Genomic DNA, 21,443 nt, shown 5'->3' with positions numbered 1-21,443 from the left:
ATGGCCAAGGTTGGAGTATGCCTGAGTGTGAGACGTTGTCTGTGCCGACGTCGTCGCGGGGAAGCAGTGGATCAGTGCGGGACGATTTCCCGGCGAACCACATACATCCCGGCACTCTCATACAACCGCTGCGCCCGAACGTTATCTTCCAGCACCTTCAAATCGACGAACCCCTCGCGCCGATGCTGAAACACCTTGAATGCATTGAGCAGCAACGCCCGACCGAGACCTCGGCCTCGAGCACGCGGATGTACCACCAGATTCTTGATGTAGGCACTGGTCCAGCATTGCGCTACACCGACGACGCCCTCGGTATCGTGGGCAATAAAACACAGGGTCGGATCGTATTCGGGATCGGTTTCAAACCGTTGCTGCCATTGCTCCAGCGCTGGCACCCGGCCGCCACCGTCGCGATAGCCCAGTTGCATCAGGTGGTGCACGGTCGGGGCCAGTTCGGCGTTATAAAGGCTGACCTCGATACCCTGCGGCCAGACAATTGGCGGCGCGTCCGCGCGCAGATCGCGGCGCATCAGCAAGCAGTGCGTCTGGCCCAAGGCTCAGTGTCCGCTGGCGGCAACGTGTTTGGCCGCTTCGATCAGGCGTTGGGTCAACTCCGGCGAGGAGAACTTGGTCAGCACCGCGTTGGCCCCGGCCAGACGGGCTTTTTCGCTGTTCATCGCGCTGTCGAGCGAGGTGTGCAGCAGCACGTAGAGGTGAGCGAAGTCCGGGGTCTCGCGCAGGGTCCGGGTGAAGGCGTAGCCGTCCATCTCGGACATTTCGATGTCCGAGACGATCAGGTTGATCTGCCGCGCCGTGCCCTGCAGGTCGAGCAGGCAGTCGATGGCTTCCTTGGCGCTGCGGGCGGTGTGGCATTGCAGGCCGAGGTTACGCAGGGTATGCACCGATTGCTGCAGCGCTACCTGGCTGTCGTCGACCACCAGAATCCTTGCGTTGCCGAGGACTTCGGCGTCTTCCATGGTCAGGTCGGTGGGGGCCATTTCAATCTGCGCCGGGGCGATGCTGTGGATAACTTTTTCGATGTCCAGCACTTGCACCAGCGTGCCTTCGACCGAGGTCACGCCGGTAATGTAGGCGCGCACACCGCCGGAGCCGAACGGCGGCGGTTTGATGTCGGTGGTCAGGCAATGGATGATTTTGCTCACGGCCTGTACATGCAGGCCTTGTTTCGAGCGGCTGACGTCAGTGACGATCAGGCAGCCGCCGTTCGGGTCTTCCAGCGGTCGCTCGCCGATGGCGCGGCTCAGGTCGATCACCGACAGCGAGGCGCCGCGCAGGGTGGCGATGCCTTTGACGTGCGGGTGCGACTCCGGCAGCTTGGTCAGCGGCGGGCAGGGGATGATTTCACTGACTTTCAGCAGGTTGATCGCCATCAGCTTGCCGCTGCGCAAGGTAAACAGCAGAAGCGAAAGTGAATCTGCGCGGGCTTTGTTGGAGGACATAAAAACCTTCTGTGGAAAAAGGTGATGGGCGAAGGTGGAATCGCCAAAAACGATCGATGCCGGGTTATCGGCGTTTAAAGGATGGGCTTTAGGTCAGTTGTCAGGTGAGGGGCTTCTCAAGCTTTTCAGTTTTTCATGCCGAGGCGCTTGGCCATCCGCCCCAGATTTGCCCGATCCAACCCTAACTCGCGCGCCGCACTTGCCCAGTTATCCTGATTGCGCGCCAGCGCCGCACTGATCAACTGGCGCTGATACGCCTCGGTCGCCGCGCGCAAGTCCCCGCTGATGAGCGATACAGGCGCCACAACAGCGGCCGCCGGCAAAGGCGAGTTATCCACAACCTCATGCGGTAAATCCAGGTCCGCGGCACTCAGGCTGAGTATTTTCGGCCTTACTTTGCTGTTGCCCAGCGCTTTGAGGGCACTGCGACCGATCAGGTGTTCAAGCTCTCGCACGTTACCCGGCCAAGTGTAGGCGAGCAGGGCCTCTTGGGCGTCGCTGTTGAGCCGCAGGCTGTTGAGGCCCATGCGCGAACGGTTCTGTTCGAGGAAGAATCCGCTGAGCAGCAGCACGTCACGCCCGCGATCACGCAACGCCGGCACCCGCAGCGGGTACACGCTCAGGCGGTGGTAGAAGTCGGCGCGATAACGGCCGCTGCGCACTTCTTCGGCCAGGTCGCGGTTGGTCGCGGCGATCAAGCGCACATCGACCTGATGCTCCTTGTCCGAGCCCAGGCGCTGCAATTGGCCGCTCTGCAGAACCCGTAGCAACTTGGCCTGCACCGTTAGCGACAACTCGCCGACCTCGTCGAGAAACAGCGTGCCGTCATTGGCCAGCTCGAATTTGCCGCGCCGGTCACTGGTGGCGCCGGTAAACGCGCCGCGTACATGGCCGAACAACTCGCTTTCCACCAGCGTGTCGGGCAGGGCGGCGCAGTTGAGGCTGATGATCGGTTTATCAGCGCGAGGGGAGGCGGCGTGAATGGCTTGGGCGACCAGTTCTTTGCCGACCCCGGTTTCGCCGGTGATCAACACGGTCAGATCACTGCCACCCACCAGATTGATTTCTTCTACCAGCCGTTTAAGGGCTTTGCTCTGGCCGATCATTTCGCGGTGCTGCTGGCCGCTGGCCTGGCGGTAGACCTCCGCGCGCTGATGTTCGTCTTCGGCGCGAGTCGCCAGACGTTCGATGCGCTCGGCGGCGTTGACCGTGGCCGAGGCGAGGCTGGCGAAGGCTTGCAGCGCATCCAGTTCGATCGGTTCGAAACGCTCGGGATCCAGGGCGTCGAGGGTGATCAGGCCCCAAAGCTTTTCATCGACGAACAACGGGCAACCGAGGCAGTCGTGGACTTGGAGATGATCGTCCAGGCCCTCGACCAAGCCGTCGTAAGGATCGGGCAAGTCACTGTCAGCAGCGAATCGGGTCGGCCCTTTGCCTGCCAGCAACACTCCGAAGCGCGGATGCTCGCTGACTTTGAAACGTCGGCCGAGGGTGTCGGTGCTCAAGCCGTCCACCGCCAGCGGCACCAGCGCTTCGCCGTCCAGGCGCAGTAGTGCGGCAGCGTCACAGGGCAGCAGGGCGCGCATGGCCTCGAGCAGGCGTCGGTAACGCTCGCCCTCGGGCAGTTCACGGGAGAGGTCGGAGACCAGAGGCAGCAGGGCGGTGAGCAGGGATTTGGCGGACATGGTTTTGTAGTCAAAGAGACAAGATGTAGTCGTGTTGACTATAAATAGCTTGGTGTCGATATGACTACTTAAATTTTAAGTGATTGTTTTTTATAGGAAATAAAGTTGGCACGGAAGCTGATAAGCCTAAGGTAACTTTCAAGAAAACGCAGGAGTCACCCTTATGCTTAGCGTCCAGGATCGTGCCATCGTCAAATCCACCGTGCCTCTGCTGGAAAGCGGCGGTGAAGCGCTGATCACCCACTTCTATCGCATGATGCTCTCTGAATACCCGCAAGTGCGTCCGTTGTTCAACCAGGCCCACCAGGCCAGCGGCGATCAACCGCGGGCCCTGGCCAACGGCGTGCTGATGTATGCGCGGCACATCGATCAACTCGACCAGTTGGGCGACCTGGTGGCGAAGATCATCAACAAACACGTCGCCCTGCAGATTCTGCCGGAACATTACCCGATCGTCGGTACATGCCTGCTGCGCGCCATCTCTGAAGTGCTCGGCGAAGAGATCGCTACGCCTGAGGTGATGAGTGCCTGGGGCGCGGCCTATGGGCAACTGGCCGACATTCTGATCGGCGCCGAAACCGCCATCTATGATCAGAAAGAACACGCCGTCGGCGGCTGGCGCGGCGCGCGCGAGTTCATTGTGGCGGCCAAGGTCGAGGAGAGCGCGGAAATCATTTCGTTCTACTTTGAACCTGCGGACAAAGGCCCGATTCTCGCGGCCGAGCCGGGTCAGTACATCGGAATGAAGCTGATCCTCGATGGCGAAGAAATCCGTCGCAACTACTCGCTGTCGGCGTTGGCGAACAAAGGCCAGTACCGCATCAGCGTCAAGCGCGAGCCGGGTGGCCGTGCGTCCAATCATCTGCACGATCAATTGCAGGTGGGGGCGAGCATTCTGCTGTTTCCGCCATCGGGTGAGTTCACCCTGACGGCCAGCGACAAACCGCTGGTACTGATCAGCGGTGGCGTCGGGATCACGCCGACCCTGGCGATGCTTGAAGCGGCGCTGCAGACCAAGCGCCCGGTGCACTTTATCCACTGCGCACGCAACGGCGGCGTCCATGCGTTCCGCGACTGGATCGATGGTTTGGCTGAGCGTCATCCGCAACTCAAGCGTTTCTATTGCTACGCCGAAGATGACGGTGTGAGCCCGGCGGCGGACAACGTCGGGATGTTGAACCAGCAATTGCTCGGCGAATGGCTGCCGGCGCAGCGTGATGTCGATGCTTATTTCTTGGGGCCGAAAGGTTTCATGGCGGCGATCAAGCGCCATCTCAAAGCGCTGGGCGTGCCGGAGAAGCAGAGCCGGTATGAGTTCTTTGGCCCGGCGTCCGCTTTGGAATAATCCTTCGGACCGAGTCGTTTGCATCGCGGGCTTGCCCGCGATGGCATCACTACGGTCTCGATTCTTAAAAAGTGTTTAAAGGTTAATCGTTTCTTAACCGGTTTATCGTTTATTCCCCGATGCTGATGATAGGCGCTCGTTCGTTTACCTGATCAGGATCGCTCCCATGTCGCACATCATCTTCTCCCCTCGTTTCAGCCTCGCTGCGCTGAGCCTGTCGGCTTCGCTGTTGGCCAGCCCATTTGCTTGTGCCGAATCGGCCTTGATCACACCGCAGACCCTGATCGTCGATCAGAGCCTGCCCAAGGCACAGGTTGAGGCCATGGAACTGGCAGCGCGGCGTTATGGCAGTTTCTGGAATTCGGGTGAGGAGGCATTGGCCATCGCCGCCTTGTCGCCGCAGTTTGTCGACAAGACTCCGCCTGAAGGTCGGGTGCAAGGGCCGACCGGGCCATTGCTGGCGTCGAAGTTCTTTCGCACAGCGGTGCCGGACCTGCGTTGCGACATTGAGCAAATGATCGTCGCCGGTGATCGCGTGGTGGTGCATCTGCACTTTCACGGGCACTTCAGCGGCACGTTCAAGGCTCTCAAAGGGCAGGGCCAGCGTGTAGACTTCCGGGCAACCGATATCTATCAGATCGACAACGGTCGCATCGCGGCCAATTGGCATATCGAAGACAACATCAGCCTGATGGCGCAACTGCACGCGCAGCCGCCAGCCAGCTGAACCATGGACATACAAGGGAAACGCGATGAGCGAGGAAACGATTCGATTGGGACGTGAGCGGCGCTTTCTGGTGCTGCTGGGCATCATCTGCCTGGCGCTGATCGGTGGGGCGCTGTACATGCAGATCGTACTGGGCGAGGCGCCATGCCCGCTGTGCATCTTGCAGCGTTATGCGTTGTTGCTGATTGCGCTGTTCGCGTTCATTGGCGCAGGCATGCGCACCCGGCGCAGCATCACGGTGTTTGAAGTGCTGGTGGTGATTTGCGCGATTGCTGGCGCAGGTGTGGCCGGGCATCACGTTTACACGCAGTTCTATCCGGCGGTGAGCTGCGGCATCGATGTGCTGCAGCCGATTGTCGATGACCTGCCGCTGGCGAAGATCTTCCCGCTGGGCTTCCAGGTCGACGGTTTCTGCTCGACGCCGTACCCGCCGATCCTCGGTCTGTCGCTGGCCCAATGGGCGCTGGTGGCGTTCGTGCTGGTGGTGATTCTGGTGCCACTGCTGACCTCGCGTAACCGGAAAGCACTGCGCTGAGTCAACTTTTCAACGCTTTGGCCGATACAGAAAGCGCCCCGATTTGCGGATCAGCAAATCGGGGCGTTTTGCATTTCAGAGTGTTTGTCAGATCACCGTGACGAACGGCAATGGAGCGTGCGACAGGTGTGCGACATGTTGTCACACGAGCGGCGTCGCCAGCGGTTTCACAGACACGGATTGGTGTGCTGTTACAAAAAAGGATTGGTCTGTTTCGGCGTTTTTCGTGTTTTGAACGCGAGTGCCAGATCAGGCATTTTTAACAAGCGTCGGGATATGGCCAAAAGCCTTTGAATATCAGGCTTTGCGCAGTTCTGGTCTTCGGAAAAAGCCTTCAGAGCTGTCTGAACTGACGCGGATACACCTACTATTTTTGGTGTTTTTGTTGAGAATCGATTTCGATAACATGCGGCACTTTTGCAAAAATGGCGATGGATTGTTGCTCGAACGGATAAAAATTATTTCGGGATAAGACATGGTGTATAGGGCGCTACCTATCTACAATCGCCCGCAATGAATTTCCGGCACTGTTCAGCCTTTATTAAGGAACTGAGCAGGAAGTCGGGTGTCGAGCAGGCCGGATGGCTGGCGAGACACCCAGGTGTCGGTGCCTTCCAACTTTCCGCACCAAATGGAATTGGTCTGTAACAAGGCCTTTGACCACGAATTCGAATAAGAACTTAACGCTGCTCCGGGATTTGTCGAGCGTCTGACGCGCGACGGGCGGCCCTTATTCAATCCAAAGAAAATGCCAACCCTTGGCAGGGTGAAGTGTTGGCGATCAAAACCCAACTGCATTGCGCAAGCTGCTTTAGAGGTCGTGAGATGAGTAAAAACAGGTACCCCAGATTACTAGGCCTAGTGCCGCTGCTCGGCACGTTGTTGCTGGGAGGCTGCAACATGACCTTGCTCAATCCAACGGGCCAGATCGGCCTGGAACAGCGCAACCTGATCATCACCGCGACCTTGCTGATGCTGTTGGTCGTGGTGCCGGTTATCGTCATGACCTTCCTGTTTGCCTGGAAGTACCGCGCGTCCAACAAGAACGCCGTCTACACCCCGAAGTGGTCGCACTCGACCAAAATCGAAGTGGCGGTCTGGACCATCCCGGTGCTGATCATTATTGCCCTGGGTTACATCACCTACATTTCGACCCACGAATTGGACCCGTATCGTCCGATTGAATCCGACGTCAAGCCTGTGACCATCGAAGTGGTCGCGCTGGACTGGAAGTGGCTGTTCATCTACCCGGAACAAGGCATTGCCACGGTCAACAAGATCGTGTTCCCGGCGCACACGCCCATCAACTTCAAGATCACCTCCGACGCTGTGATGAACTCGTTCTTCATCCCGGGTCTGGGCGGCCAGATCTACGCGATGGCGGGCATGCAGACCAAGCTGCACCTGATCGCTGACCGCAACGCTGAAATGGACGGTATCTCCGCCAACTACAGCGGCGCGGGTTTCACCGGCATGAAGTTCAAAGCCATCTCGACGACTCAGGAAGATTTCGACGCCTGGGTAAGCGAAGTCAAGAAGTCACCTAAACAGCTTGATCAAGCTGAATACGCAGCCCTTGCCAAACCGAGCCAGAACAACCCAGTCGAGCTCTACTCGTCGGTCACGCCCAACCAGTTCCAGATCATCGTCGACAAGTACGAAGGTATGAAGCCGGGCAAGCCGCTGAAGCACGAGAAGAAAGAGAAAGAAGTGGCGGCCACGGATATTGACTCGAGTTCGCATTCAGCTGCCGGGGCAGAGGAGTAAACGATGTTTGGTAAATTAAGTTGGGAAGCAGTCCCATTCCACGAGCCGATCGTGATGGTGACCATCGCCATGATCGCCCTCGGTGGTCTGGCGCTGTTCGCTGCAATCACCTACTTCAAGAAGTGGACGTACTTGTGGACCGAGTGGCTGACGTCGGTCGACCACAAGAAAATCGGCGTGATGTACATCGTCGTTGCCATGGTCATGCTGCTGCGCGGCTTTGCCGACGCGATCATGATGCGTACCCAGTTGGCCATGGCCACCGAGGGTTCGCCTGGCTACCTGCCGCCTGAACACTATGACCAGATCTTCACCGCTCACGGTGTGATCATGATCATCTTCATGGCGATGCCATTCTTCACCGGCCTGATGAACCTTGCAGTGCCGCTGCAGATCGGCGCGCGTGACGTTGCCTTCCCGTTCCTGAACTCCCTGAGCTTCTGGCTGCTGGTATCGGGCGTTGTGTTGATCAACCTGTCCCTGGGCGTCGGCGAATTCGCCAAGACCGGTTGGGTTGCCTATCCGCCGCTGTCGGGCTTGCAATACAGTCCTGGCGTGGGGATGGACTACTACATCTGGGCGCTACAGTTATCCGGGTTGGGTACGACGCTAACGGGGGTCAACTTCCTGGCCACCGTGCTGAAAATGCGTACCCCTGGCATGAAACTGATGGACATGCCGATCTTCACCTGGACCTGCACCTGGGCAAACGTTCTGATCGTGGCTTCGTTCCCGATCCTGACCGCTACGCTGGCACTGCTGACACTTGACCGTTACATGGATTTCCACATTTTCACCAATGAACTTGGTGGCAATCCAATGATGTACGTCAACCTGTTCTGGGCGTGGGGCCACCCTGAGGTATACATCCTGATCCTGCCGGCATTCGGCATCTTCTCGGAAGTGATCTCGGCGTTCACCGGCAAGAAACTGTTCGGCCACCACTCGATGATCTACGCCTCGGGCGCGATCTCGGTACTGGGCTTCATGGTTTGGCTGCACCACTTCTTCACCATGGGTTCGGGTGCGAGCGTCAACGCCTTCTTCGGTCTGGCGACGATGCTGATTTCCATCCCGACGGGTGTGAAGCTATTCAACTGGCTGTTTACCATCTACCAGGGCCGTCTGCGCTTCACCAGCCAGGTTCTGTGGACCCTGGGCTTCATGGTGACCTTCGCCATCGGCGGCATGACCGGCGTACTGCTGGCCATCCCGGGTGCTGACTTCGTTCTGCACAACAGCCTGTTCGTGATCGCGCACTTCCACAACGTGATCATCGGCGGTGCGGTATTCGGTTACATCGCCGGTTTCGGCTTCTACTTCCCGAAAGCGTTCGGCTTCAAGCTGCACGAAGGCTGGGGTAAAGCAGCGTTCTGGTTCTGGATCTCGGGCTTCTTCGTCGCGTTCATGCCGCTCTATGCACTGGGCTTCATGGGCATGACCCGTCGTCTGAACGCCACCACCAACCCTGAGTGGGTGCCGTACCTGTACGTTGCCATGTTCGGCGCGGTGATGATCGCTGTCGGTATCGCCTGTCAACTGATCCAGCTGTACGTCAGTGTGCGTGACCGTAACAAGCCAGAGAACGTGTGCGATCACGGTGACCCGTGGAATGGCCACACGCTGGAATGGTCGACCTCGTCGCCACCGCCGTTCTACAACTTCGCTGTGCTGCCTAAGGCTGACTGCATCGACCCGTTCACCGAAGCCAAGGAAAACGGTACCGCGTACCAGGCTCCGGCCAAGTACGAGCCGATCCACATGCCGAACAACACCGCCACTGGCGTGGTGATGGGCGCACTGCTGACCGTGTTCGGTTTCGCGATGATCTGGCACATCTGGTGGCTGGCGATCGCAAGTCTGGTCGGCACTGTCGTGTACTTCGTGATCCACGCTGCGCGTGACGACCAGGGCTATATGGTTCCGGTTGCAACGATCGAGCGCATCGAAGCCGAGCAGCACAAGCGTCTGGTTGCGGCAGGGAAAATCCCGGCTTCCGCCACCCGTGTTGAAACCTCGTTGGAACAGGCTTAAACCATGTCGAATTTAGTGACCAATGCTGGACACGCCCATGGTGACCATGGGCACGATGACCATCACCACGATTCGGGCGAGATGACCGTATACGGTTTCTGGCTCTACCTGATGACCGACTGCATTCTGTTTGCGTCGATCTTCGCGGTGTACGCGGTACTGGTAAACAACGTTGCAGGTGGCCCAGCCGGCCACGACATCTTCGAGCTGCCCTACGTGCTGGGCGAAACCGCTCTGCTGTTGTTCAGTTCGATCACCTACGGCTTCGCCATGCTGGCGTTGTACAAAGGTAAAAAGCAGCAGGTTCTGGGTTGGCTGTTCATGACCTTCCTGCTCGGCGCTGGCTTTATCGCCATGGAGATCAACGAGTTCCACCTGCTGATCTCCGAGGGCTTCGGTCCTAGCCGTTCGGGCTTCCTGTCCGCGTTCTTCACCCTGGTCGGTACTCACGGTCTGCACGTTTCCGCGGGTCTGATCTGGATGGGCATCATGATGTACCAGGTCAACAAGCACGGCCTGACGGCGACCAACAAGACCCGTCTGAGCTGCCTGAGCCTGTTCTGGCACTTCCTGGACGTGGTGTGGATCTGCGTATTCACCGTTGTTTACCTGATGGGGACCCTGTAATGGCTAACGCACACTCCCATGACAGCCACGACGACAGCCACGGCAGCGTCAAGTCCTACGCAATCGGCTTTATCCTGTCGGTGATCCTGACGGCGATTCCGTTTGCGCTGGTGATGTACCCGTCGCTGCCGAAGTCGATCACGCTGATGATCGTTCTGGCTTTCGCCGTGATTCAAGTGGTTGTCCACCTCGTGTACTTCCTGCACCTGGATCGTTCGGCTGCGCAACGTAACAACGTGATTGCCTTCGTGTTCGCCGCGATCGTGATCGTGCTGCTGGTTGGCCTGTCGCTGTGGATCATGTTCAGCATCCACACCTACATGATGGCGAAGTGAGGTAAGACCCGATGTCGCTCAAGCACTTTATCCAAATCACCAAACCGGGGATCATTTTCGGTAACGTGCTTTCTGTGGCAGGCGGGTTCTTCCTGGCCTCGAAAGGGCATGTAGATCTGGCGGTGTTTCTGGCCGCCATGATCGGCACTTCCCTGGTTGTCGCCTCCGGTTGCGTGTTCAACAACTGCATCGACCGCGACATCGACCTGAAGATGGAACGCACCAAGAACCGGGTGCTGGTCCAGGGCTTGATCTCCCTGAAACTGGCCCTTGTCTACGCGACCATCCTGGGTGTTCTCGGCGTTGCATTGTTGTACAAGGTGGCCAACCCGTTGGCCGCTTTGTTCGCGGTCATCGGCTTCGTGATCTACGTCGGCTTCTACAGCCTGTACCTCAAGCGCAAGTCGGTTCACGGCACGCTGGTGGGCAGTCTGTCGGGCGCGATGCCGCCGGTGATTGGCTATGTTGCTGTGACCAACAGCTTCGACATGGCCGCACTGACGCTGCTGGTGATGTTCAGCCTGTGGCAGATGCCGCATTCCTACGCCATCGCGATCTTCCGCTTCAACGATTACCTGGCCGCATCGATTCCGGTGTTGCCGGTCAAACGCGGGATTCAAGTGGCCAAGAAGCACATCCTGCTCTACATCCTGGCGTTCCTCGTGGCGACCTTGATGCTGACCTTCAGCGGCTATGCCGGCATGAGCTACCTCGCCGTTGCCGCGGCCATGGGCATGTACTGGTTGTACATGGCCTGGACCGGCTACAAAGCGGTGGATGACACGGTCTGGGCACGCAAGCTGTTTGTGTTCTCGATCTTCACCATCACCGCGTTGAGCGTCATGATGTCCCTGGACTTCAAGGTGCCGAGCGAGCTGTTGCTGACGTACGCGCCGTAAGGTTTACAGGTTGTACAAGAAACCCCGCCATCGAGAGATGTGCGGGGTTTTTTGTTGCTCGTCGTAAGGTCCCCTCACCCAACCCATTACTTCCGGGAGAGAGTGAGGGTTGCGACTGGAGTCCAAAACCCCTAGATTTGGATCCAACCATGACAGTGATAGCGCCAGGCCATTGCGCAGGTCTTCGACTGTTATTCACGCATCAATCAAAAGGCTGGGCGAAATGACCGAGAGGATGACCTGCGACGAACGCTTCATTGGCCTGGCACAAGCGCTCAACTACGACATCTACGGCGAGAACACTGCCGGCGGCAATTACGCGCCGCTGATCCGTCATCATGATGAGCTGTACATCAGCGGCATGGTGCCGCGCACTAACGGCAAGATTCAGTACCCCGGTCGGGTTGGCCTGGAGTTGACGCTCGAGGATGCGCAGGCCGCCGCGAGCATCAGTGCGATGCGTTGCCTGGCACTGATCGTCGATGCGGTTGGGTCGCTGGACAAGATCAAGGCGTTGTTGCGGGTCACGGTGTACGTGAAGTCCACGGCGGACTTTGTTGACCTGAGCGAAGTGGCCAACGGTGCATCCGATGTGTTCAGTCACGTGCTCGGTGATGCCGGCCGGCATACACGCACCACGGTCGGTGTCTATCAGTTGCCCAAGAACGCGGCGATTGAGGTCGACATGATTGCCGCGCTGCACTCGGACGCATAACCTGCGCGGCGGACAACAAAAAGCCCCGCCTGAATCTCAGTGCGGGGCTTTTTCGCAAGCGTTGCCGTATTACTGCGCGGCGATGCTGTAGCCATCGAACGCGGTCTGCTGTTGCAGAGCGGTGATGATGTTCTTGCGGTTGACGGCGTGTTCGGTGCCGGCGTTGTCGACGAAGGTTTCGCCATCGAGTTCGGCTTCTTCACCTTCACCGACGAAGGTGAAACCCAGGAACTCCAGCGCTTCACGGTCAACGTTCAGGCGCGAGCGCGGTGTGCGCAGCGGCAGGGTCACACTGATGCCGTCCTTGCTGATGGTGAAGATTTCGACTTCTTTCCTGGCGCGCGCGGCTTTGCTCTTGCCGCCACTCGGGTTGCTGATGGCCTGATGCGTCTGGTTCAGCACTTTGAGGGCGAGGCCGTAGACGATTTCCTGAAACGCCGGATCGTCCTTGAAGCTGGACAGGATGCGGCTGATCGAAAACTGGCTGCTCAGGTCTTCGAGGGCGGCGATGTCGGCGGCCTCGGCGTCCTTCAGACGCTTGAGTTCGCCCATCAGCTCGTAGGCCTTGTCGTCATCGAAGCTGTCGTGAGCCTGACGGATCGCGGTGCGCAGCTCGCGGATCTGGTCGCTCTCGCGGCTCGACTGAAACGCGTCCAGCACCATCTCGCTGATGATTTTGGCTTGTGGAAGGTGTTGTGAAAGATTGATGGAGTTTTCGTATTCCGCTTTGGACGATTCGGTGACTACGGATTCAGCGGTGTTGAAATCGGACATTGAAATTTCACTACTTTTTAACTTGAGTTGAGATGAGAAAGCGCGAGGTCTTTTTCAGGCCGCCTAATTTAGGGGAGCAGGGCGGCGTTGTCACGGAGCAACGGGCCGATGGTCTCAACTATTTGTCCGCGTGGTTACGATTCATCGACTGCGCCAGCCATTGCTCGGCGGTTTGCTGATCGACCGGCAAGGAAAAGTGGAACGTCGCACCGCGTCCGGTGACATCCACCAACTGAATCTGGCGGCCATGCAGTTGCAGGATGCGGTGCACGATGCGCAGTCCCAAGCCACCGTCGCGTCGTGAGCCGCCGATATTGAACGGGCGCAGGAACAAACCTTCGCGCAGTTCGGGCGCGATGCCGGGGCCGGTGTCGCTCACGGTCACGTCGACGCCTGAGCCCTGGAACTTCAGGTCGAGTTCGATCTCGCCACCCTGAGGGGTATGGCGCAAAGCGTTGTCCACCAGATTGGTCAGCACCCGTTCGATCAGTCCCAGGTCAGCCCAGACGGTGGGCAGGTTCGGTACGAAACCGGCCTTGAGTTCGACCTGCCGCGCTTCGGCGCTGAGTTCGAATTTCTGGAAGATGTCCTGCACCAGATCGATCAGGGAAAAGCGCTCCAGCACCGGCTGCACAAAACCGTGTTCCAGGCGCACCAGTTCCAGCAGCGATTGCGCCAGCCCGCCGACCTTGCGGCTTTGATCGAGGGCGATGCCCAGGTAACGCCGCCGATCTTCGGGGGACAGCGTGGTGTCCTTGAGCGACAGGGTTTCCAGATAGCCATGCAGCGAGGCCAATGGCGTGCGCAGGTCGTGGGAAATATTGGCCACCAGTTCGCGGCGCTCCTGATCCTGACGAGTCAATGAACGCCACTGCTCACCGAGACGGTTTTGCATGTGCCGGAAGGTGGCATCGAGTATGGCGATCTCATCCGCATCAGTGCTTTTGTCCACCGGTGTCGACGTGGCGGGCAAGGGGGGCGGCGCACCGTCGATGTCGAAGCGGCTGACGGTATCGGTCAACCGTCGCAGTGGCCGGGTGATCAGGTTGAACGCGGTGAGACCGGCAATCAGGCACAGCAACGCGACCACGGCGATGGACAGCAACGCCGTGTTCAGCGCGGCGCTGGTGGCGCCGCGTTCGGCGTAACGGTCGTGTTCTTCGCTGAGCAACACCACGTACAGATAGCCGGCGGCTTTACCATTGACCTGCAATGGCGCGGCGCTGAAGACCTTGCGCCCATCGACGCTGCGCGGGTCATCGCCGAGGATTGGCAGTGGCTGGCCGTTGAGCAGTTGGCGGATCGGCGCGAGGTCGACGTTGTCTCGCCGCATCCGGCCCTCGGGCGCCGCGTTACCGACAATGCGTCCCTGGGTATCGAGCAGATACACCTCGACACTCGGGTTGACCAGCATCAGTTGGCTGAACAGTTCCCGCACGGCGCCAGGCATCAAACCGTTGCTGTCCATCAGTACCGTGTCATGGGCGATGTGTCGCGCCAGATCCCGCGACAGCCCTTGCACCACCTCCAGCTCATGCATCTGGCTGGAACGCACTTGCAGCCATGCCGATGTACCACCGCACACCAGCAACAACACGGCGAATACCAGCGAGAGGCGCTGCGTCAGGGTCAGTTTCATGGCTGCTCGATACCGAATTTATAGCCGCGGCCCCACACGGTGAGGATGCGCGAGGGTTGCGCCGGGTCTTTTTCGATCTTCGCCCGCAGGCGATTGATGTGGGTGTTGACGGTGTGTTCGTAACCTTCGTGGCTGTAACCCCACACGGCGTTGAGCAGGTCCATGCGCGAAAACACTTTGCCCGGTTGCCGGGCGAAGAAATACAGCAAATCGAACTCCCGTGGCGTGAGGTCCAGTCGCTGAGCATCGAGGGTGACTTCGCGGGTGATCGGGTCGATGCTCAGGCCGTCGAGGCTCAGGCGACCGGCATCCATTTTCAGGTTGCGCGCCATGGCATCGACCCGGCGCAGCAGGGCTTTGACCCGCGCGACCAGCTCCAGCATCGAGAACGGTTTGGCGAGGTAGTCGTCGGCGCCCAGTTCCAGGCCAAGAATGCGGTGCAATTCGCTGGAGCGGGCGCTGGTGATGATGATCGGTGTGTAGCGCGCCATGGCACGGGCGCGGCGGCAGATTTCCAGACCGTCGACGCCCGGCAGCATCAGGTCGAGGACCAGCGCATCCCAGTGCCCTCGCTCCAGCAGGCGCATGCCCTCATCGCCGTCGGCGCTGTGTACAACGTCGTATTGCTCATCGCGCAGATGCAGGCAGATCAGGTCGGCGATGTGTTGGTCATCCTCGACCACCAGGATGCGTTTGGTTTGTTCCATGGAGCTCAATCCTTCGGCGCAATGAGCGCATTGTGCGGGTTTTCCTCAAGGCGAGTTATCACGAATTCGTTAACTTCCCGTGAGGATTTGGCGATCAACCCAAGCCTAGGCTGTGTTCCAAGACAGGTACCTGAAATTTTGGAGACGGCCATGTTTTCACGGCGGCAGATTCTCGTAGCGGGCGGCGGGCTGGGGCTTGCAGCCCTGGTAATCGGTGTATTGCCAAAATTGTCGACTGACGTACCGCTGATCAGCGAGGCACAGGCTGATGAAGCCTTTGAAGTGACTCACAGCGACAGCGAATGGCACTCGATCCTGACTGACGAGCAGTACCGGATCCTGCGTGAAGAAGGTACCGAACGCGCCTACTCCAGCCCTCTGAACAATGAACATCGCGCGGGCACCTTTGCCTGTGCCGGGTGCGATCTGGCGCTGTTTTCATCCGCGACCAAGTTCGACAGCCACACCGGTTGGCCCAGTTTCTGGGCACCGCTTGAACAGGCCGTGGCCACGCGCCAGGACCGCTCCTTCGGGATGGCTCGCGAAGAGGTTCACTGTCGACGCTGTGGCGGTCATTTGGGACATGTTTTCGATGACGGGCCGCAACCCACCGGGCTGCGTTACTGCATGAATGGCCTGGCGATGACCTTCAACGCTGTGGCGGCCTGAGCCATGGCACGTTTGCGCTCTTCACTTCAAACAGGACGACACTATGTGGCTCTTGGTTCTCGCTTATCTCGGTGGTGTGCTGACGATCGTCAGCCCTTGCATCCTGCCGGTTCTGCCTTTTGTCTTCGCTCGCACCGGGCAGCCGTTTATCAAGAGTGGCTTGCCGCTGCTGGCGGGGATGGCGGTCACCTTTGCGCTCGTCGCCTCGTTGGCGGCGGTGGGCGGCGGTTGGGTGGTGCAAGTCAATCAGTACGGTCGCTGGCTCGCGTTGCTGTTCGTTGCACTGTTCGGGCTGACGTTGCTGCTGCCGCGAGTGGCCGAACGTCTGACCCGTCCGCTGGTTTCGGCCGGCAGTCGTCTGTCAGAGGCTGCCGGCCAGGACAATCGCCCGCGTCCCGGCGCTTCGTTTCTGATCGGCGTTGCCACGGGGCTGCTCTGGGCACCCTGCGCAGGCCCCATTCTGGGGCTGATTCTGACCGGCGCCGCGCTGCAAGGGGCAAGCATCGCCACCACGCTGTTGTTGCTCGCCTACGCGGCGGGGGCCGCCACCTCGCTGGCGGCCGCTCTCCTGCTGGGCGCTAAGGTGTTTGCGCTGATGAAGCGCTCGATCGGCACCGGTGAGTGGATCCGTCGAGGCCTGGGCGCGCTGATGCTGGCCGGCGTGGCGGCGATTGCGCTGGGGCTGGATACCGGAATTCTCGCGCGGCTTTCAACGGCATCCACTGGCGGATTGGAACAGGCTTTGGTCGGCAAACTGTCGGGCAAACCTGCAAGCCCGAACGGCACGATGATGGCGCAGATTCCGGCGCAAGATGACGCGGCCAACGGCAGCATGATGGCCACCGGTGGCGCGATGAAAATGGCCGCAAAGGCCCCGGCAACCTTGCCGGTCGAAGGCCGGTTGCCGCCGCTCGATGGCGCAGTGCAATGGCTCAACTCGCCGCCCTTGGACGCTCAGGCATTGAAGGGCAAAGTGGTGCTGGTGGATTTCTGGACCTACTCCTGCATCAACTGCCTGCGCACGCTGCCCTACGTCAAAGCCTGGGCTGAAAAGTATCGCGATCAAGGCTTGGTGGTCATCGGCGTACACGCGCCGGAATTCGCCTTCGAGCGCGATGTCGGCAATGTCACCAAAGCCATGAAGGAACTGGGCATCAACTACCCGGTGGCCATCGATAACGACTACAAGATCTGGCGCGCCTTCAATAACGAATACTGGCCCGCACATTACTTTGCTGACGCTCAGGGACGGATTCGTTACCACCACTTTGGCGAAGGGGCTTACGCCGAGTCGGAACGCGTCATTCAGCAACTGTTGCGTGAAGCCGGTTCGAAAACCGTCGCCGATGGTTTGATCAATGCCGACGCCAAAGGCGTGCAACAGGCGCCGGACATGAACGAAGTGCAATCGCCGGAAACGTATATCGGCTACCAGCGTGCAGAACATTTCGTGCCGCAACTCAGCGTTGTTCCAGACAAAGTTTCGGCCTACACCCCACCGCCCCATCTGGCCCTGAATGACTGGAGTCTCGGCGGCCAATGGAACGTCGGTGCCGAACGCGCCACTGCCGGTGCAACGGCCAGCCGCATCGTTTACCGCTTCCATGCCCGCGACCTGCATCTGGTGCTCGGGCCGGGTGCGGATGGCAAACCGGTGCGTTTCAAAGTGTCGATTGATGGTCAGGCACCGGGTCAAGCGCACGGCGTCGATGTCTCCCCGGATGGCTCTGGCCAGGTCACTGAACAGCGCTTGTATCAGTTGGTGCGCCAGTCCGGCGGCGTGAAGGATCGAACTTTCAGCATCGAATTTCTCGACCCCGGCGTGTCGGCCTACGCCTTTACCTTCGGTTGATCAGGAGTCACGGACATGAAAAATCAAATGAGCTGGCGTCGAGTGTTGTTGGGTGTCGCGGTGGCCGGGGTGATCGGCCAATGTTCAGCCTTCTCCTTTGGCGGCGAAGACGCGGTGGTCATTCCACCGCCCACCCTCGACGAAGTCACACAGGCTCACAGTGAAACCGCTGTATTCGCGGGCGGTTGTTTCTGGGGCGTTCAGGGTGTTTTTCAGCATGTAAAAGGCGTGCAGAAAGCGGTTTCGGGATACGCCGGTGGCGCGGCCAATACCGCTGAATACGAGCGAGTCAGCGGCGGCGATACCGGCCACGCAGAATCGGTGCAAGTCACCTTCGACCCGACGCAGGTCAGCTATGGCAATCTGTTGCAGATCTACTTCTCGGTGGCGCACAACCCGACCGAACTCAATCGCCAAGGCCCGGACAGCGGCACTCAATACCGTTCGGCACTGTTCCCGGTCAACGCTGATCAGCAAAAGGTCGCGCAGGCCTACATCACTCAACTCGACGCGGCCCATGTCTTCAGCAAACCCATCGTCACCAGGCTGGAAAGCTACAACGGCTTCTACCCGGCGGAGGACTATCACCAGGACTTCCTGACCGAGCACCCGAGCTACCCGTACATCGTGATCAACGACATGCCGAAAGTGGCGCAGTTGAAGCAGTTGTTCGGGGAGCGTTATCAGGAGAAACCGGTGTTGGTAAAGAGCGGTTCCTGAATCATTGAGCGCCCAAAGACGGGCGTTGTGCCTGAAGCGTTCGCAGCAGCCAATAGAACTTCAGCGAGCGGGTGCTGATCAGTCCGCAGACAAAACCGGACGCTGCGGCCTTGAGCAACAACATGTCCGCAGCCGTGCTGTGTTCCGGGTGCACGTCATCCTGATAGCCGAAGTAGTAGTTCACCGCAAAAAACAGCAGCAGCAATATCAACGCTTTCCAGGTGCCCGGCACAACCAATCCGGTTTCCGGGTCGTCGAGCTTCACGCCCTCGCGGGAAAAAATCAGCCATGCCGACAGGGCGCCGAGGGTCAAAGCGATAAACCAGCCGCCCAGCGTAAAACCGGGATCAACTGACAGGTTCAGCGAAAACAGCGACCAGACCAGCAGCGCCAATGGAGTCGACAGTAGAGATAACCGGCTCTCGTGCTGAGGCTTGCGAGCCTTCAGGCCGTAATACATCAGGATCACAAAAACCACGTAAACCCACAGCGGGGTGTTTTGCAAAATGGCGAGCATCGCGCAGCGTCCGTGCAGGAAAAAGGAGGATCATAGCCGTTGTCATCGTGCTTGACGGTTATTTCAATCGCGGGCGCTCCATGACAATCAGCGACGTTTCAAACCCCAAACTGTCGGTAATGCCTCGCGCGAAGCCGATGATCTGCCCGTAGTACAGCGCGACAGCGGTGCATTGAGAGTTTTCGATCAGCTGCGCAAAGGACCCGCGGGAACCTGTTTGATGGTGCCGGGAGTCAGGGTCTGCCCCATGCCCGCATCGCGAATTCGACGAAGCGCCGCAGCTTGGGCAGGCGATAGCGATCCGGGGCATACAGCAGATGTAACGGGCGGCTGGGCGGTTGGTAGTCGGGGATTACCGTGATCAGTCTGCCATCGCGCAGATCCTGCTCCACCAACGCATCGGGCAGCATCACGATGCCCATGCCGTTGCGCGCCGCCTGATGCAGGCCGGCGGAGCTGTTGATCAGCATCGGCCCGCTGACGTCGACCATGATTTCGCCGTCCGGGCCGCTGAGGCGCCAACGTTTTTCCACCGATTGCCAGTCATCGCCGGCGGGGTAGGCGAACGACAGGCAGTCGTGTTGCTGCAAATCTTCAGGGGTTTTCGGCATGCCGCGTCGGGCAACATAGTCCGCTGAAGCGCACACGGTCAGGGTGTAATCGATCAAGGGGCGGGCGATCAGGTTCGATTGCTCGAAATGGCCCAGACGAAAGGCCACATCGAGGCCACTCTCCAGTAGATCCGGACGGCTGTTGGTCAGCACCACGTCCATTTTGACCTGCGGGTATTGCAGGGAAAACTCGCTGAGCGCAGGCGCCAGTCGTTCGACGCCGAACGTCAAGGGTGCAGTGATGCGCAGCAAGCCTCGGGGTTCATCAAGGGCTTGTTCGGCGAGACGCTCAGAGTCCGCCACCAGCCCCAACACATCCAGGCAACGCTGGTAGTAAACGCTGCCGAACTCGGTCAGTCGCTGGCGCCGGGTGGTGCGTTGCAGCAGTTGTACGCCGAGCCGTTGCTCCAGTGCTCGCAGATGATTGCCGACCATCGTCGTCGACATGTCGCACTGCAACGCGGCTGCCGTCATGCTCCCCGCTTCGACGACTTTGACGTAGACGCTCATCGACTGGAACAGATCCATTATCAAGCTCTGCTTTTAAATGATTTAAGTTTTACCGAGTTTATCCAGTTCTGGTGGCTAACCATACTGCAAACACACCGACCTTCACTGGAGTTTGAAGTCATGACCGCCGCCCTGATGAACACCTACCAACCACTGGCCCTGAGTTTCACTAAAGGACTGGGCACCCGACTGTGGGATCAGGCCGGCCGCGAGTATCTGGATGCGGTCGCTGGTGTGGCGGTGACCAATGTCGGCCACTCGCATCCACGGATCGTTTCGGCGATCAGCGAGCAGGCCGGTCTGCTGCTGCACACCTCCAACCTGTACAGCATCGACTGGCAGCAACAGCTTGCAAAACGGCTGACGGAGCTGTCGGGAATGGAGCGGGCGTTCTTCAATAACTCTGGCGCCGAGGCCAACGAGACGGCGTTGAAACTCGCGCGGTTGTATGGCTGGCGCAAAGGTATCGAGCAGCCGCTGGTGGTGGTGATGGCCAACGCTTTCCATGGCCGCACTCTCGGCACGTTGTCCGCCAGCGATGGCCCGGCAGTGCGCCTGGGCTTCAATGAATTGCCGGGGGACTTCGTCAAAGTGCCGTTCGGTGATCTGGCGGCACTGGAGCACATTCAGCGCAAGCACGGCGAGCGGATCGTGGCGATTCTGGTCGAGCCGATTCAAGGCGAAAGCGGCGTACAACTCGCGCCACCCGGTTACCTCAAGGCCCTGCGCGAAATCTGTAATAACCACGCCTGGCTGCTGATGCTCGATGAGATTCAGACAGGCATCGGCCGCACTGGCCAGTGGTTTGCTTTTCAGCATGAGGGCATCGTTCCGGACGTCATGACGCTGGCAAAAGGCTTGGGCAATGGCGTGCCGATTGGCGCTTGCCTGGCCCGGGGCCGGGCGGCAGATCTGTTCACCCCGGGCAGCCATGGCAGCACGTTTGGCGGTAATCCGTTGGCTTGCCGTGTTGCTTGCACAGTGCTGGATATCATCGAAGAACAGGGGTTACTGGAGAACGCCCGTATTCAGGGCGAGCGGCTGCTGACTCGGTTACGCGCAGAGCTGGCGGACAACCCCAATGTGCTGGCCATTCGAGGGCAGGGCTTGATGATCGGTATCGAACTGAAACAGCCGATTCGCGATCTGACATTGATCGCTGCGCGCGATCACGGGCTGCTGATCAACGTCACGCGCGGCAAGACCATACGGCTGCTGCCGCCGCTAACGATTGATGAGCGGGAGGTGGATATGATTGTCAGAGGTGTGGGGCAGGCGGTGGGGCTTGATTCTTAGTAGTGATATCTGCACATGA

21 protein-coding genes are annotated in these 21,443 nt (G+C 59.3%); 13 read left to right on the top strand and 8 right to left on the bottom strand.

Translation table 11 applies throughout. The features are described 5' to 3' along the window. Positions 1-71: 71 nt before the first annotated feature. From AACY02_RS12170 to norR, 3 genes are all read right to left on the bottom strand, one after another. The gene (locus tag AACY02_RS12170; RefSeq protein ID WP_339432213.1) at positions 72-530 is read right to left on the bottom strand and encodes a GNAT family N-acetyltransferase; all 459 of its coding nucleotides are present in this window, start codon (positions 528-530) and stop codon (positions 72-74) included. Positions 531-557: 27 nt separating this feature from the next. Next, the gene (locus AACY02_RS12165; protein WP_221731499.1) at positions 558-1,460 is read right to left on the bottom strand and encodes a chemotaxis protein CheV; all 903 of its coding nucleotides are present in this window, start codon (positions 1,458-1,460) and stop codon (positions 558-560) included. Between the two features lie 125 nt (positions 1,461-1,585). Continuing rightward, positions 1,586-3,145 carry a nitric oxide reductase transcriptional regulator NorR gene (gene norR, locus AACY02_RS12160; protein WP_339432143.1) on the bottom strand — a complete coding sequence of 520 codons (1,560 nt, stop codon included), beginning with the start codon at positions 3,143-3,145 and terminating at the stop codon, positions 1,586-1,588. A 163-nt stretch (positions 3,146-3,308) separates the two neighbouring features. On the opposite strand from norR, the gene hmpA reads away from it, so the two are divergent. The 9 genes from hmpA (at position 3,309) to AACY02_RS12115 (ending at position 12,129) form a co-directional block, all read left to right on the top strand. Next, positions 3,309-4,490 carry an NO-inducible flavohemoprotein gene (gene hmpA, locus AACY02_RS12155; protein WP_339432142.1) on the top strand — a complete coding sequence of 394 codons (1,182 nt, stop codon included), beginning with the start codon at positions 3,309-3,311 and terminating at the stop codon, positions 4,488-4,490. A 166-nt stretch (positions 4,491-4,656) separates the two neighbouring features. Further along, positions 4,657-5,217 (top strand): ester cyclase, encoded by a 561-nt coding sequence (locus AACY02_RS12150; RefSeq protein ID WP_221731496.1) that lies wholly within the window; start codon positions 4,657-4,659, stop codon positions 5,215-5,217. 25 nt (positions 5,218-5,242) lie between these two features. Continuing rightward, positions 5,243-5,752: a disulfide bond formation protein B gene (locus AACY02_RS12145; RefSeq protein WP_277759198.1), complete on the top strand. Its 510-nt coding sequence runs from the start codon at positions 5,243-5,245 to the stop codon at positions 5,750-5,752. An 825-nt stretch (positions 5,753-6,577) separates the two neighbouring features. Beyond that, entirely contained in the window at positions 6,578-7,519 is a 942-nt protein-coding gene (gene cyoA, locus AACY02_RS12140; protein ID WP_339432141.1) for a ubiquinol oxidase subunit II, read from the top strand. 3 nt (positions 7,520-7,522) lie between these two features. Then, entirely contained in the window at positions 7,523-9,553 is a 2,031-nt protein-coding gene (cyoB, locus tag AACY02_RS12135) for a cytochrome o ubiquinol oxidase subunit I (RefSeq protein WP_339432140.1), read from the top strand. A gap of 3 nt (positions 9,554-9,556) precedes the next feature. Further along, positions 9,557-10,180, top strand: a complete 624-nt coding sequence (cyoC, locus tag AACY02_RS12130; protein ID WP_221731492.1) for a cytochrome o ubiquinol oxidase subunit III — start codon at positions 9,557-9,559, stop codon at positions 10,178-10,180. Further along, positions 10,180-10,515 (top strand): cytochrome o ubiquinol oxidase subunit IV, encoded by a 336-nt coding sequence (cyoD, locus tag AACY02_RS12125; protein WP_221731491.1) that lies wholly within the window; start codon positions 10,180-10,182, stop codon positions 10,513-10,515. The genes cyoC and cyoD overlap by 1 nt, the downstream gene beginning before the upstream one ends. Positions 10,516-10,526: 11 nt before the next feature. Further along, positions 10,527-11,414, top strand: a complete 888-nt coding sequence (cyoE, locus tag AACY02_RS12120) for a heme o synthase (protein WP_332766113.1) — start codon at positions 10,527-10,529, stop codon at positions 11,412-11,414. A 223-nt stretch (positions 11,415-11,637) separates the two neighbouring features. After that, positions 11,638-12,129, top strand: coding sequence for a RidA family protein (locus AACY02_RS12115; RefSeq protein ID WP_339432139.1), 492 nt, complete (start codon positions 11,638-11,640; stop codon positions 12,127-12,129). Between the two features lie 69 nt (positions 12,130-12,198). Here AACY02_RS12115 and AACY02_RS12110 read toward each other — a convergent pair whose 3' ends face one another. From AACY02_RS12110 to AACY02_RS12100, 3 genes are all read right to left on the bottom strand, one after another. Further along, complete coding sequence (locus AACY02_RS12110) at positions 12,199-12,903, bottom strand: hypothetical protein (RefSeq protein ID WP_339432138.1); 705 nt, start codon at positions 12,901-12,903, stop codon at positions 12,199-12,201. Between the two features lie 118 nt (positions 12,904-13,021). Then, positions 13,022-14,542, bottom strand: a complete 1,521-nt coding sequence (locus AACY02_RS12105) for a sensor histidine kinase (protein ID WP_339432137.1) — start codon at positions 14,540-14,542, stop codon at positions 13,022-13,024. Next, positions 14,539-15,249 (bottom strand): response regulator transcription factor, encoded by a 711-nt coding sequence (locus tag AACY02_RS12100; RefSeq protein WP_339432136.1) that lies wholly within the window; start codon positions 15,247-15,249, stop codon positions 14,539-14,541. The genes AACY02_RS12105 and AACY02_RS12100 overlap by 4 nt, the downstream gene beginning before the upstream one ends. A gap of 150 nt (positions 15,250-15,399) precedes the next feature. Here AACY02_RS12100 and msrB point away from each other — a divergent pair, with 150 nt between their 5' ends. From msrB to msrA, 3 genes are read left to right on the top strand one after another with little or no spacing between them, the layout of a single operon-like run. Continuing rightward, positions 15,400-15,918, top strand: coding sequence for a peptide-methionine (R)-S-oxide reductase MsrB (gene msrB / locus AACY02_RS12095; RefSeq protein ID WP_339432135.1), 519 nt, complete (start codon positions 15,400-15,402; stop codon positions 15,916-15,918). Positions 15,919-15,961: 43 nt separating this feature from the next. Continuing rightward, positions 15,962-17,770: a cytochrome c biogenesis protein DipZ gene (locus AACY02_RS12090; protein WP_339432134.1), complete on the top strand. Its 1,809-nt coding sequence runs from the start codon at positions 15,962-15,964 to the stop codon at positions 17,768-17,770. A 15-nt stretch (positions 17,771-17,785) separates the two neighbouring features. After that, positions 17,786-18,490, top strand: a complete 705-nt coding sequence (gene msrA / locus AACY02_RS12085) for a peptide-methionine (S)-S-oxide reductase MsrA (RefSeq protein ID WP_339432133.1) — start codon at positions 17,786-17,788, stop codon at positions 18,488-18,490. A gap of 1 nt (position 18,491) precedes the next feature. Here msrA and AACY02_RS12080 read toward each other — a convergent pair whose 3' ends face one another. Further along, positions 18,492-19,007: a hypothetical protein gene (locus AACY02_RS12080; protein WP_339432132.1), complete on the bottom strand. Its 516-nt coding sequence runs from the start codon at positions 19,005-19,007 to the stop codon at positions 18,492-18,494. A gap of 233 nt (positions 19,008-19,240) precedes the next feature. After that, positions 19,241-20,146 carry a LysR family transcriptional regulator gene (locus AACY02_RS12070; RefSeq protein WP_339432131.1) on the bottom strand — a complete coding sequence of 302 codons (906 nt, stop codon included), beginning with the start codon at positions 20,144-20,146 and terminating at the stop codon, positions 19,241-19,243. A gap of 102 nt (positions 20,147-20,248) precedes the next feature. Here AACY02_RS12070 and AACY02_RS12065 point away from each other — a divergent pair, with 102 nt between their 5' ends. After that, positions 20,249-21,424, top strand: a complete 1,176-nt coding sequence (locus AACY02_RS12065) for an aspartate aminotransferase family protein (protein ID WP_339432130.1) — start codon at positions 20,249-20,251, stop codon at positions 21,422-21,424. Positions 21,425-21,443: the final 19 nt, after the last annotated feature.

This window comes from Pseudomonas sp. EA_65y_Pfl2_P78, assembly GCF_963970495.1.
In the GTDB taxonomy this organism is placed as follows: domain Bacteria; phylum Pseudomonadota; class Gammaproteobacteria; order Pseudomonadales; family Pseudomonadaceae; genus Aquipseudomonas; species Aquipseudomonas baetica_A.
This window is presented reverse-complemented; position numbering and strand designations above follow the sequence as displayed.